At 69.2% G+C, this 14,711-nt stretch carries 15 protein-coding genes; 1 reads left to right on the top strand and 14 read right to left on the bottom strand.

Features of this window, described 5'->3' with window-relative positions; genetic code table 11:
* The 9 genes from A5704_RS13795 to A5704_RS13755 form a co-directional block, all read right to left on the bottom strand.
* A partial coding sequence (locus tag A5704_RS13795) for a hypothetical protein (protein WP_067759072.1) occupies nucleotides 1-441 on the bottom strand: 441 nt, incomplete at its 3' end.
* 29 nt (nucleotides 442-470) lie between these two features.
* Entirely contained in the window at nucleotides 471-1,961 is a 1,491-nt protein-coding gene (locus A5704_RS13790) for an NAD(P)/FAD-dependent oxidoreductase (RefSeq protein WP_067889445.1), read from the bottom strand.
* 74 nt (nucleotides 1,962-2,035) lie between these two features.
* Nucleotides 2,036-3,151, bottom strand: coding sequence for an AraC family transcriptional regulator (locus tag A5704_RS13785; RefSeq protein WP_231969099.1), 1,116 nt, complete (start codon nucleotides 3,149-3,151; stop codon nucleotides 2,036-2,038).
* The gene (locus A5704_RS13780; RefSeq protein ID WP_197508487.1) at nucleotides 3,130-3,495 is read right to left on the bottom strand and encodes a nuclear transport factor 2 family protein; all 366 of its coding nucleotides are present in this window, start codon (nucleotides 3,493-3,495) and stop codon (nucleotides 3,130-3,132) included. The genes A5704_RS13785 and A5704_RS13780 overlap by 22 nt, the downstream gene beginning before the upstream one ends.
* Nucleotides 3,496-3,589: 94 nt before the next feature.
* A complete protein-coding gene (locus tag A5704_RS13775; RefSeq protein ID WP_067889438.1) occupies nucleotides 3,590-4,873 on the bottom strand; it encodes a fatty acid desaturase in 1,284 nt (427 codons plus the stop codon).
* A 97-nt stretch (nucleotides 4,874-4,970) separates the two neighbouring features.
* Nucleotides 4,971-6,164 carry a ferredoxin reductase gene (locus A5704_RS13770; protein WP_369828458.1) on the bottom strand — a complete coding sequence of 398 codons (1,194 nt, stop codon included), beginning with the start codon at nucleotides 6,162-6,164 and terminating at the stop codon, nucleotides 4,971-4,973.
* A gap of 97 nt (nucleotides 6,165-6,261) precedes the next feature.
* Complete coding sequence (locus tag A5704_RS13765; RefSeq protein WP_156670214.1) at nucleotides 6,262-6,765, bottom strand: hypothetical protein; 504 nt, start codon at nucleotides 6,763-6,765, stop codon at nucleotides 6,262-6,264.
* On the bottom strand, nucleotides 6,762-7,622 hold the full coding sequence (ppk2, locus tag A5704_RS13760; RefSeq protein WP_067759063.1) for a polyphosphate kinase 2: 861 nt from the start codon (nucleotides 7,620-7,622) through the stop codon (nucleotides 6,762-6,764). The genes A5704_RS13765 and ppk2 overlap by 4 nt, the downstream gene beginning before the upstream one ends.
* A gap of 44 nt (nucleotides 7,623-7,666) precedes the next feature.
* Nucleotides 7,667-9,085: a wax ester/triacylglycerol synthase family O-acyltransferase gene (locus A5704_RS13755; protein WP_067759060.1), complete on the bottom strand. Its 1,419-nt coding sequence runs from the start codon at nucleotides 9,083-9,085 to the stop codon at nucleotides 7,667-7,669.
* 184 nt (nucleotides 9,086-9,269) lie between these two features.
* Between A5704_RS13755 and A5704_RS13750 the strand changes: the two genes are divergently transcribed.
* Nucleotides 9,270-9,809, top strand: coding sequence for an Rv3235 family protein (locus tag A5704_RS13750; RefSeq protein WP_197499031.1), 540 nt, complete (start codon nucleotides 9,270-9,272; stop codon nucleotides 9,807-9,809).
* Between the two features lie 30 nt (nucleotides 9,810-9,839).
* Here the strand turns inward: A5704_RS13750 and A5704_RS13745 are convergent, their stop codons facing one another.
* From A5704_RS13745 to A5704_RS13725, 5 genes are all read right to left on the bottom strand, one after another.
* Nucleotides 9,840-10,973: a cation:proton antiporter gene (locus tag A5704_RS13745; RefSeq protein ID WP_067759057.1), complete on the bottom strand. Its 1,134-nt coding sequence runs from the start codon at nucleotides 10,971-10,973 to the stop codon at nucleotides 9,840-9,842.
* Nucleotides 10,974-10,977: 4 nt separating this feature from the next.
* A complete protein-coding gene (locus A5704_RS13740; protein ID WP_067759055.1) occupies nucleotides 10,978-11,460 on the bottom strand; it encodes a cation:proton antiporter regulatory subunit in 483 nt (160 codons plus the stop codon).
* A 72-nt stretch (nucleotides 11,461-11,532) separates the two neighbouring features.
* Nucleotides 11,533-12,288, bottom strand: a complete 756-nt coding sequence (gene mddA, locus A5704_RS13735) for a methanethiol S-methyltransferase (RefSeq protein ID WP_067759052.1) — start codon at nucleotides 12,286-12,288, stop codon at nucleotides 11,533-11,535.
* 69 nt (nucleotides 12,289-12,357) lie between these two features.
* The gene (locus A5704_RS13730; RefSeq protein ID WP_082954864.1) at nucleotides 12,358-13,908 is read right to left on the bottom strand and encodes an HD domain-containing phosphohydrolase; all 1,551 of its coding nucleotides are present in this window, start codon (nucleotides 13,906-13,908) and stop codon (nucleotides 12,358-12,360) included.
* A gap of 33 nt (nucleotides 13,909-13,941) precedes the next feature.
* Nucleotides 13,942-14,682, bottom strand: coding sequence for a hypothetical protein (locus A5704_RS13725; protein ID WP_067759046.1), 741 nt, complete (start codon nucleotides 14,680-14,682; stop codon nucleotides 13,942-13,944).
* Between the last annotated feature and the right edge of the window lie 29 nt (nucleotides 14,683-14,711).

The following is a 14,711-nucleotide window of genomic DNA, read 5'->3' as shown; positions in this document are numbered from 1 at the left end:
GACGATCTCCGGTGCGGACGCGGCCAGGCCGGCCTTGTCGGCTTCGGGGACCTGGTCGGGATCGACCCCCGCCCGGGCCAGCACGGCGGCCGGGTCGGCGAGCTGATCGGTCAGCCAGGCGACCGGGTCGGCCGACAGCTCGGGGACGAAGTGCCGTCGCCCGGGCTCCCACCCGTCGAACTTCGGGTGGTGATGGGCCCGGTCCAGGGTCCCGGGCGGGCTTTCGGTGGAGCCGAACAGATCCACCCGCCACACCGGGCGGTTGAAGCCGATCGGGACGCCGGCGTAGATCGACCCTTGCGGCTCGTCCCGGTCGACAATCCGCAGTTCCAGCCGGACGCCCCGCTCCGGGGTTTCCTGACCTTCCAGCGGGCGCGGGTCGACGAAGAACATGTCGCCGACGACGACACCCATGGTTTCGAATCCGAACGCTGCGAGCATGCCTTGAGCGTAGTCCCGGCGGCTCCGGGTCAGGCGCTGATCTCCTCGGCCACCGGTTTGGGCAACACCTCCAGGTAGTCGGCGAACGCGACCGCCCTTGTGCGGCGCTGATATTCGTGCACCAGCCCGGGCCAGTTGGTGGTGACCCGGCCCGATGCGGCGCGATACCAGGAGTCGCACGAGGTCCACACGCCGGCGTCGAGCCGGGCCTGGACCTCGGCGTCGTAGGCCTGCTCCGCGGCGCGCCGAACCTCGAACGCGCGCACCACACCCCCGCGGGCGAGCTCTTCGGTGACCTGGCGGATGTAGCGGGCCTGCTGCTCCATCATCAGGATGATCGAGCTGCTGCCCAGGTTGGTGTTCGGGCCATAGATCAGGAACATGTTCGGGAAGCCCGGCACGGCCATGCCCAGATGGGCGCGGGCGCCTTCCGCCCACTCGGACTGCAGGTCCCGACCGTCGCGGCCGGTGATCATCATCGGGGCCAGGAATTCGGTGGCCTTGAACCCCGTGCCGTAGATGATGACGTCGACCTCGTGCAGCCTGCCGTCGGCGGTGCGCACCCCGGTGGCCGTCACCTCGGTGATCGCGCCGGTCTCGACGTCGACGTTGTCGCTGGCCAGTGCCGGGTACCAGTCATTGCTGAACAGCACGCGCTTGCAGCCGATCGGGTAGTCGGGGGTCAGCTTCGCCCGCAGCACCGGATCCTTGATGTGCCACTTGAGGTTTGCCGATGCGGCGACGCCCACCAGCCGGGCGAGCGGGGCGACCTTGGTCAGCGCGAGGCCGAAGAACTCCGAGATCTCCCAGATCAGGCCTCGCATGGCGGAGGCGAAGCCGGGCGCCTTGGCGAACGCGGCGTGGTGCGCGCCGGTGTAGGCGCGGTCCGGCTTGGGGACGATGTAGGGCGCTGACCGCTGAAACACGATGACGCGCTGCGCGGTCTGGCGGATGCGTGGGACGAATTGGATGGCGGATGCGCCGGTGCCGAGGACGGCGACGCGCTTGCCGGCGAGGTCGACGTCGTGGCGCCACTGCGCCGAATGGAAAGAGGGACCCGCGAACGTATCCAGGCCCGGGATGTTCGGCAGCGCCGGCCGCGACAACTGCCCCACCGCGGGCACCAGCACGTCGGCCTCGAACACCTCGCCGGACGAGGTCTCGACCCGCCACGTGGCGGTGCCGTCGTCGAAGGCCGCCGACGTGACCTCGACCCCGGTGCGCACCAGCTCGCGAAGGCCGAACCGGTCGGCGGTGTCGTGGATGTAGCCGAGGATGTCCGCCTGCTCGGCATACCGCCGCCCCCAGTCGGTCTTGCGGGCGAAGGAGTACGAGTACAGGTTCGACGGCACGTCGCAGGCGGCACCGGGGTAGGTGTTCTCCCGCCACACACCGCCGATGTCCTCGGCCTTCTCCAGCACCGTCACATCGGCCAGGCCATCCCGGGACAGCTCGTAGGCGGCGGCGAGGCCACCGAAGCCGGCCCCGATGACCAATACGCGAGGACGAGTCGAAGTCATAAGTGAAAAGTAGGCCCGGGGCGCCCGTCACCGGCAACCGATTGCGGTCGGCAAATCCATAATTCCGGCCACGATCAGACGGCGACCAACCGCCCGCGCGGCGCGACCGACCGCTGGTAGCGCGCGGGAGTCGTGCCCGTCCACCGCTTGAACGCGGCGATGAAGCTCGTCGCCTCCGCGTAGCCAAGCCGCAACGCGACGTCGTCCACCGACAGCGCGCCCGTCGCCAACAGCTCCTCGGCGAGGACCCGGTGCACCTCCTCGAGGAGGTCCCGAAAGGTCGTGTTCTCCTCGGCCAGCCGCCGCCGCAGCGTCCGCTCGCTCATCGCCAGCTGCCGGGCGACCGCCCCGATGGTGTGCGGTTCGCCGTCGACCGAGGCCAGCCGCTCACGGACTTGCCGGGCGACACCGGTCCGCGCCCGGCGCCGCTCCAACAGGGCGCGGCACTGCTGCTCGCACATGGCCACGCTGATCTCGCTGGCCTGCGGCAGCGGGTTGTCCAGCAGTTCGGCCGGCCAGCGCGCCACGTTCGCCGGCGCATCGTAATGCGGGGTCACGCCAAATGCCTTGCAGGCCAGGGCATCCGAGGACGGCGCCGGACCGGTGAACTCGATCGAGGTGAACGGGACCGCACGGCCGAGCAGCTCCGCCATGACCTGGGCGATGGCCGCCAGGTCGCGCCGGACGAGGAACTCCGCGACCGGGCCGGTCACGTCGGGCAGGTCGAGCCGCAGCGCCGCCACCGGCCCGTCCACCGTGACGGTCGGCAGGCAGAAGCCGTAGCTGAGTTCGTAGAACCGGGCAGCGAACCGGACGGCGTCGCCCAGTGTCGAACTGGTCAGGCAGGCGAAACCGAAGATGCCCAGCGATCCGACGTGATAGCCGCCGCCGACGCGCGTCCCCAGGTCGGCGGCTTCACCCAGCAGGTTCACCAGGTTCGTGACGACCGCCAGCTCCTGACGCCCGACGATCATCCGGTTGTGGTCGCGCAGGTCGGCCTCCGTCAGGCCGGTCCCGTTGAGCACGTCCGCCATGGCAATGCCATTCGCGCAACCGAATTCGGCCATCAACGCGACGCTGGCCATGCTGCGCGGGAAATCCCAGTGCGACACGTGCGATCCGACGAACACCTGCACGCATCCCAGTATGGCGAACGACGGCGGCGCGATCAGTCCATCTGCTCGACCCATTGAGCCCGGGATGGCCCCGGTTCGAAGGGATCGCCGAAGTACTGCGTCTCGCGGACGACTTCGCCGTTTTCGAATTCCATCACGCTGACCACATAGAACGGTTGCCCGTCATAGGTCAGGACGAGTTCGGTGATCCAGAGATCTCCGCCGCCGAGCATCCGCCGGACAGTGAAGCGTTTCGCGTTCGGCTGGGCCGCGCGCGAGGCTTGAATGTTGGCTCGGCCACGGATGCGCTCACCCGATTGCGGATATTCGAGAAACGCGTCGACCCGGTAGATTTCGTGCTCAGTCGCGAAATCGTTGGCGTCGGAGGCCGCCCAATGACGCTGCAACGCGGCCCGCACGTCTCCGTCACCCATGGTTGGCTCCTCCCAGGCGACTCCAGCACGGGTCACGCTAGACCCCCGTCGCGCCGAGTGCACGTCCGCACGCGCTGCGCTAGGCCGCCAGGTCGTCCGCGCGCCGCGCGTCGCGTTGCGCGCGCTTGCCGCGCCGCCAGCCGCGCACGGTCTCGATGGCGGTCTTCAGCCCGCGCCGGCGGCCGGTCTCCGGGTCGGTGCCCGCGAATTCGGGCCCCAGCTCGTCGAACATCCGCTCGCTGCGGGTTTCCGGCGCGTTGTCGGCGTCGTCGCGCAGGTATTTGTTCGGCAGCGACAGCTTGGCCAGCGTGCGCCACGTCTTGCCGTACTGCACCAGGAACGACCCGGTCGTGTAGGGCAGGTCGTACTTGTCGCAGATTTCGCGCACCCGCACCGCGATCTCCGCATACCGGTTGCTCGGCAGGTCCGGGAACAGGTGGTGCTCGATCTGGTGGGACAGGTTGCCGCTCATGAACCGCAGCGCGGGCCCCGCCTCGAAGTTGGCGCTGCCCAGCATCTGGCGCAGGTACCACTGCCCCTTGGTTTCGCCGATCATGTCGGTCTTGGTGAATTTCTCTGCGCCATCAGGGAAATGGCCGCAGAAGATGACCGCATTGGCCCACACGTTGCGGATGATGTTGGCCACCGCGTTGGCCTTCAGCGTGGATCGGTACGTCGCGCCGGGCGACAGCGCGGTCAGCGCCGGGAACGCGACATAGTCCTTCACCACCTGCCGGCCGGCCTTGGCCAGGAACTCGTCGACCCGCTGCCGGGCGTCGTCGTGCTCCATCCGCTTCTTGACGATCTTGCCGATCTCCACGTGCTGCAGGCCGACGCCCCACTCGAAGAGCAGCGCCAGCATGGTGTTGTAGACCAGGTTGAAGATGTTGAAGCGCTTCCAGCGCTGGTCGCGGGTGACGCGCAGCAGGCCGTAGCCGACATCGTCGTCCATCCCGAGGATGTTCGTGTACTTGTGGTGCACGAAGTTGTGGGTGTAGCGCCAGTGCTTGGACGACCCGCTCATGTCCCACTCCCACGTCGAGGAGTGAATCTCGGGGTCGTTCATCCAGTCCCACTGGCCGTGCATGACGTTGTGGCCGATCTCCATGTTCTCGATGACCTTGGCCACGCCCAGCGTTACGGTGCCGGCCCACCAGGCCGAGCGGCGAGAACTGGCGGCCAGCAGCAGCCGGCCGGATACCTCCAGCGCACGCTGGGCCGCGATGGTGCGGCGGATGTAGCGGGCGTCCCGCTCGCCGCGCGAGTCTTCGATGTCCTGGCGGATGGCGTCCAGCTCAACGGCCAGGTTTTCGATGTCGGCGTCCGTCAAATGGGCGAATACGTCGACGTCGGTGATCGCCATCGTCTTCTTCTCCCTACGGTTTGATTTGTCCGTCCTGAACAGGTCAAGACCTACGCTATCGTAACCTACGAACCCGTAGGTTACCTGTGAGTAGCCTTTAGATGTCGAGCACGCAGTCGCCCGAGGCGGCCGAGACACACGTCTGAATCCGGGTGCCCGGATCGTGTTCCACGCCGGTGCGCAGGTCGCGAACGTGACCTTCCACCAGACCCACCACGCACGACTGACATATACCCATTCGGCAGCCGAACGGCATCTGCACGCCGGCCCCCTCCCCCGCGTCCATCAACGACGTGGCGGCGTCGGCGGCGACGGCGCGGCCGCTCTCCGCGAAGGTGACCGTTCCGCCCGCGCCGGCCGGCGCGGCCTTGGACACCGCGAACCGCTCCAGGTGCAGCCGGTCGCCGATGCCCGCGGCCGACCAGATCTTCTCGGCCTGGGCCAGCATGCCCTCCGGCCCGCAGGCCCAGGTGTGGCGTTCGCGCCAGTCCGGCACCTCGTGGTCGAGCAGGGCGAGGTCGAGCCGGCCCTGCGAGCGGGTCTCCCGCAGCTTCAGTCGGTAGCCCGGGTGCTCGGCCGCCAGCGAGGCCAGCTCGGCGCGAAACATCACGTCGGATTCGGTGGGCGCCGAATGAACGTGCGTGATGTCACCGATCTGGCTGCGCCGCAGCAGGGTTCGCAGCATCGACATCACCGGCGTGATCCCGGATCCGGCGGTGAGGAACAGGATCGACGACGGCGCCGGGTCGGGCAGCACGAAGTTGCCCTGGGGCGCGGCCAGCCGGACGATGGTCCCGCGCGCGACGCCGGCCACCAGGTGGGTCGAGAGGAAACCCTCGGGCATCGCCTTGACGGTGATGGTGACGGTGCGCGCGGAGCCGGATCCGGACGTCGCGGCAGGGCTGGACGTCAGCGAATACGACCGCCAGCGCCAGCGTCCGTCGACCAGCAGGCCGATCCCGATGTACTGACCCGGCTGGTAGTCGAAGTCGAAGCCCCACCCCGGCTTGATCACCAGGGTCGCGGAATCCTCCGTCTCGCGGCGCACCTCTAGGATGCGGCCCCGCAGTTCTCGCGCGGACCACAAGGGGTTCGCCAGGTGCAGGTAGTCGTCGGGCAGCAACGGTGTGGTGATGCGCGCGGCGATCTTGCGCAGCGCGTGCCAGCCGGGATGCCGGTCCGCGCCCGCGACAACGGGTCGCTTGGTCTCGACGACGTTGCCCTTGATAGCGGGGTTACGTCTGCCCAGAGGAAGCTCCTGCTCACTACGCGGCGTCTTGGTTGCGCTCACCATTGTGGTCGATTCCTGGGGCCTCACGAAACCTACGGTAGCGTAACCTACGGTTGCGTAGCCAGGGTGGCACGCCCCGAACGCGTCACATTCGGCGTCAGAGCAGCTCGAGCAGGAACGGCAGCTCCTGGTTTGCGTACCAGGCCAGATCGTGGTCCTGAGCGTCACCGACTACCAGCTCGGCGTCCTCGTCACCCAGGTCGGCGGCGTCGATGACCTCGATGGCCTTCGTCACATCCGGCTCGGCCGCCGCGTTGTCGACGTAGGCGGCGACCACTTCGTCGAGTGCGACGGGCGCGCCGAGCCTCACCACGGCGTCGTCGAGGTCGGGACGGAAGGTGACGTCGCCGACCTCGGCGGCCAGCACCGCGCGCCGCGGCGGCAAGCCCCCCTCCGCTTCCGAGTCGGCCAGCAGGCGTAGCGACGCCAGCGCGGCCTCGCGCAGCGCGACCTCGGCGAGTTCGTCGTCGTCACCCTCGGCGTAGGACTCCCGCAACGTCGGCGTCAGCGCGAACGCGGTGCCGTTGACGGGCATCAACGAGCCGTCGGCGACCAGATGCTGCAACATGGCCAGCGTGGCCGGGATGTAGACCAGCGTCACGTATCCCCCATCAGTGTGGCCGCGTAGTCGTCGACGTACTTGGACAGCTCACGCGGCGGGCGCTGGTAGTTCCCGCTCACCACCGGGGTCTTGGGCAGTTTGACGTGGGGCCGCTCGACGTCGTGGTATTCGATGGTAGCCAGCAGATGCGCCATCATGTTCAGCCGCGCATGCTTCTTGATGTCCGATTCCACGACGTACCAAGGGCTGACGGGGGTGTCGGTGTGCACCATCATTTCGTCCTTGGCGCGTGAATAGTCCTCCCGCCGATACAGCGACTCGGTGTCCATCGGGCTGAGTTTCCATTGCCGCACAGGGTCACTCAGGCGCGCCTTGAACCGGCGCAGCTGCTCGTTAGCGGAGACCGAGAACCAATATTTGCGCAGCAGTATCCCGTCGTCGATCAGCATCTGCTCGAAGATCGGCGTCTGCCGCAAGAACAGCGCATGCTCCTGCGGCGTGCAAAATCCCATGACCTTTTCGACGCCGGCGCGGTTGTACCAGGACCGGTCGAACAGCACGATCTCCCCTTTGGCGGGCAGATGGGCGATGTAGCGCTGGTAGTACCACTGGCCGCGTTCGCGTTCCGTCGGCGAGGGCAACGCCGCGATGCGGGCGACGCGCGGGTTGAGATATTCGGTGATCCGCTTGATGGTGCCGCCCTTGCCCGCCCCGTCGCGGCCTTCGAAGATCACCACGAGGCGCTGGCCGGTGTGCCGTACCCACTCTTGCAGCTTCACGAATTCCGTTTGCAGGCGGAATAATTCGGCGCGGTATACCTCTTCGGAAATCTTGGGCGCTTTCGGCTCCGCCGATTTCGCCGGTTTCGCCTTGGGGCTTTTCGTCGCGGTGCTCACATCAACGAATGATAGAACCGGCCACAGGTTTTCACCTGGACTAATTACCGGGAAGCTTCCAGCAATTCCTCGAGCGATTGGCTCAACAGGCCTGGCAGCAGTTCCACGTCGCTCATCGCTTCGCGGTCGGCGTTGATGCCGAAATACAGCATGCCGTTGTACGACGTCACGCTGATGGCCAGCGCCTGGTTGTGCAGCAACGGCGGCACGGAGTAGGTCTCCAGCAGCTTGGTGCCGGCGACATACATCTGCGACTGGGCCCCGGGCGCGTTGGTGATCAGCAGGTTGAACGTCCGCCGGGAGAAGGTGGGGAAGCTGGTGGCGACGCGGATACCCATGGCGTGCAGCGTGGGCGGCGCGAAGCCCGACAGGGTGACGATGGTCCTGGCGTCCACCAGGCGCGCACCCGTCGGGTTGGATTCGGTGGCGTGCGCGATCTGCGACAGCCGCACCACCGCGTTCGGCTCCCCCACCGGCAGGTCGACCAGGAAGGGCGTCACCTGGCTGATGGCCTGGCCGGGGCCGGTCGCGTCGAGCTGGCCGTCGGCGTAGACCGGCAGCGGCGCCATGGCCCGCACCGTCGCCGTCGGCGACACCGCCACTCCGCGTGACATCAGCCAGTTGCCCAGCGCCCCGGTGATCACCGCGAGCACCACGTCGTTGACGTCGCAGTCATACCGCGCGCGCACCGTGCGGTAGTCCTCGAGGTTGCAGCTCGCCACCGTGAACCGCCGGTGGCGCGAGACCGTGGCGTTGAGCGGGCTGCTCGGCGCGGTGCCGCGCGCCACCGCCCGCGCGAAATCGACGACCCGCCGGCCGGCCGCGAGGAGCTCGCCATGGTTGGTCACCAGGCCGCCGACGGCCGACCCGACGGCCTGCAGCTGGGTGCCCGGCCCCACGAACCAGTCGCCGATGGCGCCGAAAATCAGCCGCGCGTTACCCGGGTCGCGCTCCGGGACCCAGATGTCCTCGGGCAGCGCCGGGGGACGCCTGGTGCGGTCGGCGATGACGTGGTTGATCTCGAGCGCCGCCATGCCGTTGATCAAGGCTTGATGCGACTTCGTGTAGAGGGCGACCCGGTTCTTGGCCAGGCCCTCGACCAGATACATCTCCCACAGCGGCCGCGTCTTGTCCAGCGGCCGGGCGGCCAGGCGGGCGATCAGCTCGTGCAGCTGTTCGTCGCTGCCCGGCGACGGCAACGCGGAGCGCCGCACGTGATAGGTGATGTCGAAGTCGGCGTCGTCGACCCACACCGGGCGGGCCGAACCGACCCGGACCTCCCGGACCTTCTGCCGGTAGCGCGGGATCTGCGGCAGCCGTTGTTCGACGGTGGCCAGCAGCGTCTCATAGCTCAATCCCGCGCGCGGCTTGCGCAGGATCGACAGCGATCCGACGTACATCGGGGTGGCCGTGTTTTCCAGCCGAAAAAACGACGCGTCCGATGGGGACAGCCGGGTCACCATAAGGGCGCAGTCCTCCTCGTCGAATCATCGCCCTGTTACTTAAGGAGATGCCCCGCCCACGGTAATCGTCTCGACGGGTCCCGGCCGAGCGCGGGTACGCGCGGGCCGCGGTTGTGCCATGATGACCACTGCCTGCCCCTCTCCAGCGGGCTCACGGTTCGACCGAAGAGTTGGAGAGTGCGTGGTGAACAGCAGTCCTGTCGCGGGTCCGTCCGACGCCTTCGCCGTCCTGCCCGTCGTCGACTACGAGCCTCCCCCGCAAGACGTCCCGCCGAGCGTTCCGGCGTGCCGGCCATCGGCGCGGGCACCGCTGCGCCGCCGCGGCCCCCGCCCCTACCCGCCCGGGCGGCAACCCGCGGAGCCGGTCCGCGCGGCCACGTCGCCGCAGATGCGCCAGGCGGCGGCGTTCGCCGACGCTGCGCTGCGCCGGGTGCTGGAGGTCATCGACCGCCGCCGACCGGCCGCGCAACTGCGCCCCTTGCTGACGCCCAGCCTGGTGGATTCCGTTGTCGCGGTGAGTCAGTCGGCCACCGGGCGCGCGGGCGCCGCGGTGTTGCGCCGGGTGCGGCTGCAGCCGGCCGGTCATCGGGACCCGGATGCCGCCGCCGAGGTGTCCGGCTCCTACAGCCGGGGGAACCGGGTCCACGCCATCGCCTGCCGTGTCGAGCGGATGCCCGCCGACGCCGGCGCCCGGTGGCTGGTGGTGGCCCTCCACATCGGTTGACCGCCGGTGATCAAGGCCCGGCCGCGGGCGTCAGCGGGCCGCCGGCGTGTAGCGGGTGAGCACTGGACCCAGAATCGCCATGACGAACACGTACGACGTCGCCAGCGCGGCGACCGCGGGGATCGACGTGCCGGCCAAGCCGATGATGATCAGCGAGAATTCGCCGCGGGCGACGAGCGCCGTGCCCGCCCGCAGCTGCCCGCGCCGCGCCACCCCGTCGCGCCGGGCGGCGAAGATCCCGGTGGCCACCTTGGTCGCCGCCGTCACCGCGGCCAGTATCAGCGCCGCCGGAAGCATCGGGATCAGCGCGTGCGGGTCGACCGAAAAGCCGATCGCCAGGAAGAAGATCGCGGCGAACAGGTCCCGCAGGGGGCCCAGCACCTGACGGGCGCGTTCCGCCGTCTCGCCGGTCAGCGTCAGCCCCACCAGGAACGCGCCCACGGCGGCGGATGCGTGCAGGGACTCGGCCAACGCCGCCACGATCAGGGTGATGCCGAGCACGCGGAGCAGCAGCTGTTCGGAGTCGGGGTGTTCGACCAGCCGTCCCACGTGGTGGCCCCAGCGGTAGGACGCGGCGAACGCCGCCAGCAGCGCGGCCACCGCCACCACCATGCCGCCGACCGCGTGCAGCCACCCGCCGCCCGCGGCGAGCACGGCGAACAGCGGCAGGTAGGCCGCCATCGCGAAGTCCTCGAGCACCAGCACGGACAGCACCGCCGGCGTCTCCCGGTTACCGAGGCGGTGCAGGTCCTCCAGCAGGCGCGCGATCACACCGGACGAGGAGATGTAGGTGACGCCGGCCAGGCACAGGATCGCGACGCCGTCCAGTCCGAGCAGCCAGCCCGCGACCGCGCCGGGCGCCGCGTTGAGCACGATGTCGACGCCCGCCGACGGCAGGTGGTGGCGCAGGCTGGTGGCGAACTCGGCTGCGGAGAACTCCAGGCCCAGGGTCAGCAGCAGCAGCACGACGCCGATGGGCGCGCTCGTCGTGATGAACTGGCCGCCCGCGTCCAACGGCAGGATGCCGCCCTTACCGAGGGACAGGCCCGCGAGCAGGTAGACCGGTATCGGCGACAAAGCGAATCGTCGTGCCGCGGCGCCCAATACGGCCAGCGTGGCCAGGAGGGCGCCGAGCTGTAGCAGCAGCGCCCACGAAATTTGCACCGGCTCAGCCTTTGTCGATTATCTGCTCGACGCCGGCGATGCCGTCCTGGGTTCCGATGACGATCAAAACGTCTCGGGCATGGAGCATTTCGGCCGGCCCGGGCGATGCGAGCACTTCGTCGTTGCGCACGATCGCGACGATGGAGGCGCCGGTGCGGGTGCGGGCGTGGGTGTCGCCCAAGGGGTGGTCGACGAACGGGCTGCCGGCCAGGATGTGAACCTGCCCGGTCTCGAGCCCGGGTATTTCCCGGGCCAGTTCGGTGAACCGCTCGGCGATCCGGGGCGCCCCGAGGATCGCGGCCACCACCTCGGCCTCTTCCTCGCTGAGGTGCAGGAGCGGGCGGGCCTCGTCGGGATCCTCCCGGGCGTAGACGACGACCTCGAAATCGCCGCCTCGCCGGGCGATGATGCCGATGCGGTCGCCCTTGTGATCGGTGAACTCGTAGCGAAGACCGACGCCCGGCAGCAGCACCTCCTTGACATCCATACCGTCAATCCTGACAGGTGGGACGGGGGCGCGGGCGCCGGATCGCCGACCTCCTACGGAACTGCTAGAGACTCAGCCCTGCCGCGCCATCCCCGCAGCTCGGCGTCGCGGAATAGGCACAAGCATCGACACCTCGCGGCGGTAATCGAGGTATTGGTGGCCCAGCGACGCGACCAGGTCCCGCTCCTCCAGCTGGGTGGCGACCAGGATGTAGAGCGTCATGCCGACCGAGAACAACAGATGCCCGGCCGTCATGACGGGCGCGGCCCAGAACGCGATGCCCATCCCGAGCATCAGGGGGTGCCGCACCACGCGGTAGAGGAGCCGGACGCGGAATTCGACGCTGGTGTAAGGCTGTTGGCGCGACGCCAGATACACCTGCCGGAGCCCGAACAGGTCGAAGTGGTTGATCAGGAACGTCGCCAGCAGCGCGATCGCCCAGCCGAGCCAGAACAGCGCCCACAGCAGCGCGCGGGCCGCCGGCATCCGCACCTCCCAGACGACCGTCGGCATCGTCCGCCATTGCCAGTACATCAGGGCGAGCACGACGCTCGAGAACACCACGTAGGTGCTGCGCTCGATCGACGACGGCACGAAGCGTGCCCACCACCGCTTGAACGCGGGCCGGGCCATCACGCTGTGCTGCACCCCGAAGAGGGTGACCAGGACCGCGTTGATCGGGATGGCCTGGGCGATGGGCGCGGCGAGCCCATGATCGACGCTTCGGGGCACCGCGAAATTGCCCACGAAACCGATGAGATACAGGAAGGCCGCGAGGAAGAGCAGGTACGCCGCGGCGCCGTAACCAAGCGTCAGATATCGCTTCATGGGCTAAGTGTCCGCCGCGTGCGAGCGCTCGACCATAGGTCGTTTGCCTCATCTTCCCCGGGCGGGGCACTAGGTATTTTTGACCAGTCCGTTGCGCAGCGCGTACATGCTGGCGCCGATGCGGTTCGAAACGCCGATCTTGGCGTAGGTGCGCTCGACGTGGTTGCGGGCGGTCTTCTCGCTGATCACCAGCGACGCCGCGATGTCCTTGTTGGAGGCGCCGCGCGCGACCAGGCACAGCACTTCGATCTCCCTGGGGGTCAACCCGTCCGGCCGCATTTTGGGCCGCTGCGCGGGTTGACCGGCCGCGTGCAGCACCGCTTCGACGGCGACCGATTCCAGTTCACCGGCCTGCGCCCGGCCGCGCAGCCGCCTGGCCGCCGCGTCCGGCGACATCTGCTCGCGATACGGCCTGGGCTCGCAGGCGGACTGATAGCAGACCGCGGCGGCCAGGATCCGGTCCGGCAGACCGAGCGCGGAGCCGGCGAGCCCACGCGGATACCCCGAACCGTCCAGGCATTCATGGTGATTGCCCGCGACCTCCGCGAGCTGCCGCAGGCCGGGCACCTGGTTGAGGATGCGGACCGTCAGATACGGGTGCAGCCGCACGCGTTCGAATTCCGAGGCCGTCAGCGGCCCCTCCCGGGACCAGATCTGGTTCGACACCCCGATGCGGCCCAGGTCGTGGACGTGACCCGCGCGTCGCGTCAGGGCCACCGCGTCGGCGTCGACGCCCGCGGCCCGCGCGGCGTCGCCGGCGAGCCGGGCGACCGCGCGCGAATGCCCAAGGGTGAACGGGCATTTCAGGTCGACGAAGTCGCCGAGGGCGACGAGCAGGGCGTCCAGCGACCGGTCGTCGAGCCGCTGATCCCGATCGGGCGCGGCGGCCAGTGCCGCGGCCCAGGAGTCGCCGGCCTGCGGGCCGGCCAGGATCTGCTCGCCGTGACGCAGGAAGGCGTCGGCGACCTGGGGGTCGAATTGCCCGCCGCGCCGATCACGCACCATGGCCTCGGCCCCCGCGACGCCGTAGGTGCGATGGTGCACCTCGACCATGTCGGCCAGCTGAGCGATGCGCATCTGGATCGGGATCTCGTCGCCCCGGGCGCCTGCGGGCAACCCGCCGCCGTCGTAGCGCTCGAAGGCGAACGCCACGGCCGCCTGCACGTCGGGCCCCAGCCCCATTCGGTCGGCCAGGACGGCCGCCGAGGTGCAATGCGAGTGGATCAGGCGGGAGATGTGGCCGCGCGCGTTGGCGAAAAGCGTTGCCATGACGCTCAATCGGTGCGTCAGCGGCTGGCCGCGCCCCACGTTGCCGGCCAGGAACCGCAGGTAGGGCAGCCCGGACCAGTCGACGAGATACGAGTCGTGGCGCACGGCGATGTCGTCGCCGAACCACCGCGCGTATTCGTGGGAGTCGGCGTGACAGCCGATCCACATGATCAGGGTCGTGTAATAGGTGCAATCCCGTTCGTCGGTGTCGAGCCCGAGCCGGTCGGCAAGCCTGGTCGCGATCAGCGCCGCCCGGAGCATGTGCTCGGCGGGCTGGCCCAAACCCAGGTCGATCGCCACCGACAGCGCGGCCAGCAGCTCCGCCCGGGTCGGCAGTTCGGGCTCCGACATGGGCCTCATTGTGCCCAGCTCATCGGTCCGCGGTCAGCCGATTGGCACAGTGCGTCCGACGGCGTGATGGCGGCCGGCGTCGAAGGTTTCGAAATGGCCCGAACCCACCACGAACAGGCCGCGCTGCGGCGGCCGGAAACCGGCCAGCCGCGGTTGGTGCGGCAGCGGCCCGACCAGCCCGAGGTCCACCCCGCGCCATGCCGCGCGCGAACCCGCCACCGCCCACACTTGCGCCGGGGCGATCATGAACCGCTGCCCGTTGGGCGCGGTGCCGGACAGGCGGACCCGGCCGGCCCGCAGCGTCGGGCCCGCGGCCCGGCCGAGGGCGGCCAGCAGCGCGCGGTTGGTCCACGCCCGCGCCGGCAACCGCCCGCCGACCGTGCTCATCAGTCGGGTGGACGCGGTGGTGCCGATATCGATGTGCCAGGCCAGCAATCCCGGGATCTCGACGAACAGCGACCACGGGGTGACCCAGGCGACGTCGATGTCGCACTGCACCGCATCGTTGGGCGTCGCCGAGCTGAAGAACCGGGCGCAGCTCTGCGGGCCCGGTGTCGTCGCGTAGAAGGTCCACGCCCCGTCGGGGTCGCGGTGCCACACCGACCGGTAGCCGGGCGAAAACGACGTGGCCGGAAATACCCGCAACGCCAGATAGTGTCCGCTGGCGAACGGAAGGCCCATCACGCCGAAGCCGACGAACCGTTCGTCGTCTCCGGACGGCAGGCGGGGGTTCTGCAGGACGGCCGTGGCGGCCGCCAAAGGCGATGTGATCATGCGGGAATCGTGCGCGCGGGGGTGCCGTC

Origin of the sequence: Mycobacterium sp. E735 (assembly GCF_001666955.1) — a bacterium.
Taxonomy (GTDB): Bacteria; Actinomycetota; Actinomycetes; order Mycobacteriales; family Mycobacteriaceae; genus Mycobacterium.
Note: the sequence above shows the minus strand (reverse complement) of the source record. Positions and strands in the feature narration are given on the sequence as shown.

Coding starts and splice junctions, on each gene's coding strand:
- A5704_RS13790 (WP_067889445.1), bottom strand. CDS start 1,961: ATGACTTCGACTCGTCCTCGCGTATTGGTCATCGGGGCCGGCTTCGGT.
- A5704_RS13785 (WP_231969099.1), bottom strand. CDS start 3,151: ATGGGTCGAGCAGATGGACTGATCGCGCCGCCGTCGTTCGCCATACTG.
- A5704_RS13775 (WP_067889438.1), bottom strand. CDS start 4,873: ATGGCGATCACCGACGTCGACGTATTCGCCCATTTGACGGACGCCGAC.
- A5704_RS13755 (WP_067759060.1), bottom strand. CDS start 9,085: ATGGTGACCCGGCTGTCCCCATCGGACGCGTCGTTTTTTCGGCTGGAA.
- A5704_RS13740 (WP_067759055.1), bottom strand. CDS start 11,460: ATGGATGTCAAGGAGGTGCTGCTGCCGGGCGTCGGTCTTCGCTACGAG.
- mddA (WP_067759052.1), bottom strand. CDS start 12,288: ATGAAGCGATATCTGACGCTTGGTTACGGCGCCGCGGCGTACCTGCTC.
- A5704_RS13730 (WP_082954864.1), bottom strand. CDS start 13,908: ATGTCGGAGCCCGAACTGCCGACCCGGGCGGAGCTGCTGGCCGCGCTG.
- A5704_RS13725 (WP_067759046.1), bottom strand. CDS start 14,682: ATGATCACATCGCCTTTGGCGGCCGCCACGGCCGTCCTGCAGAACCCC.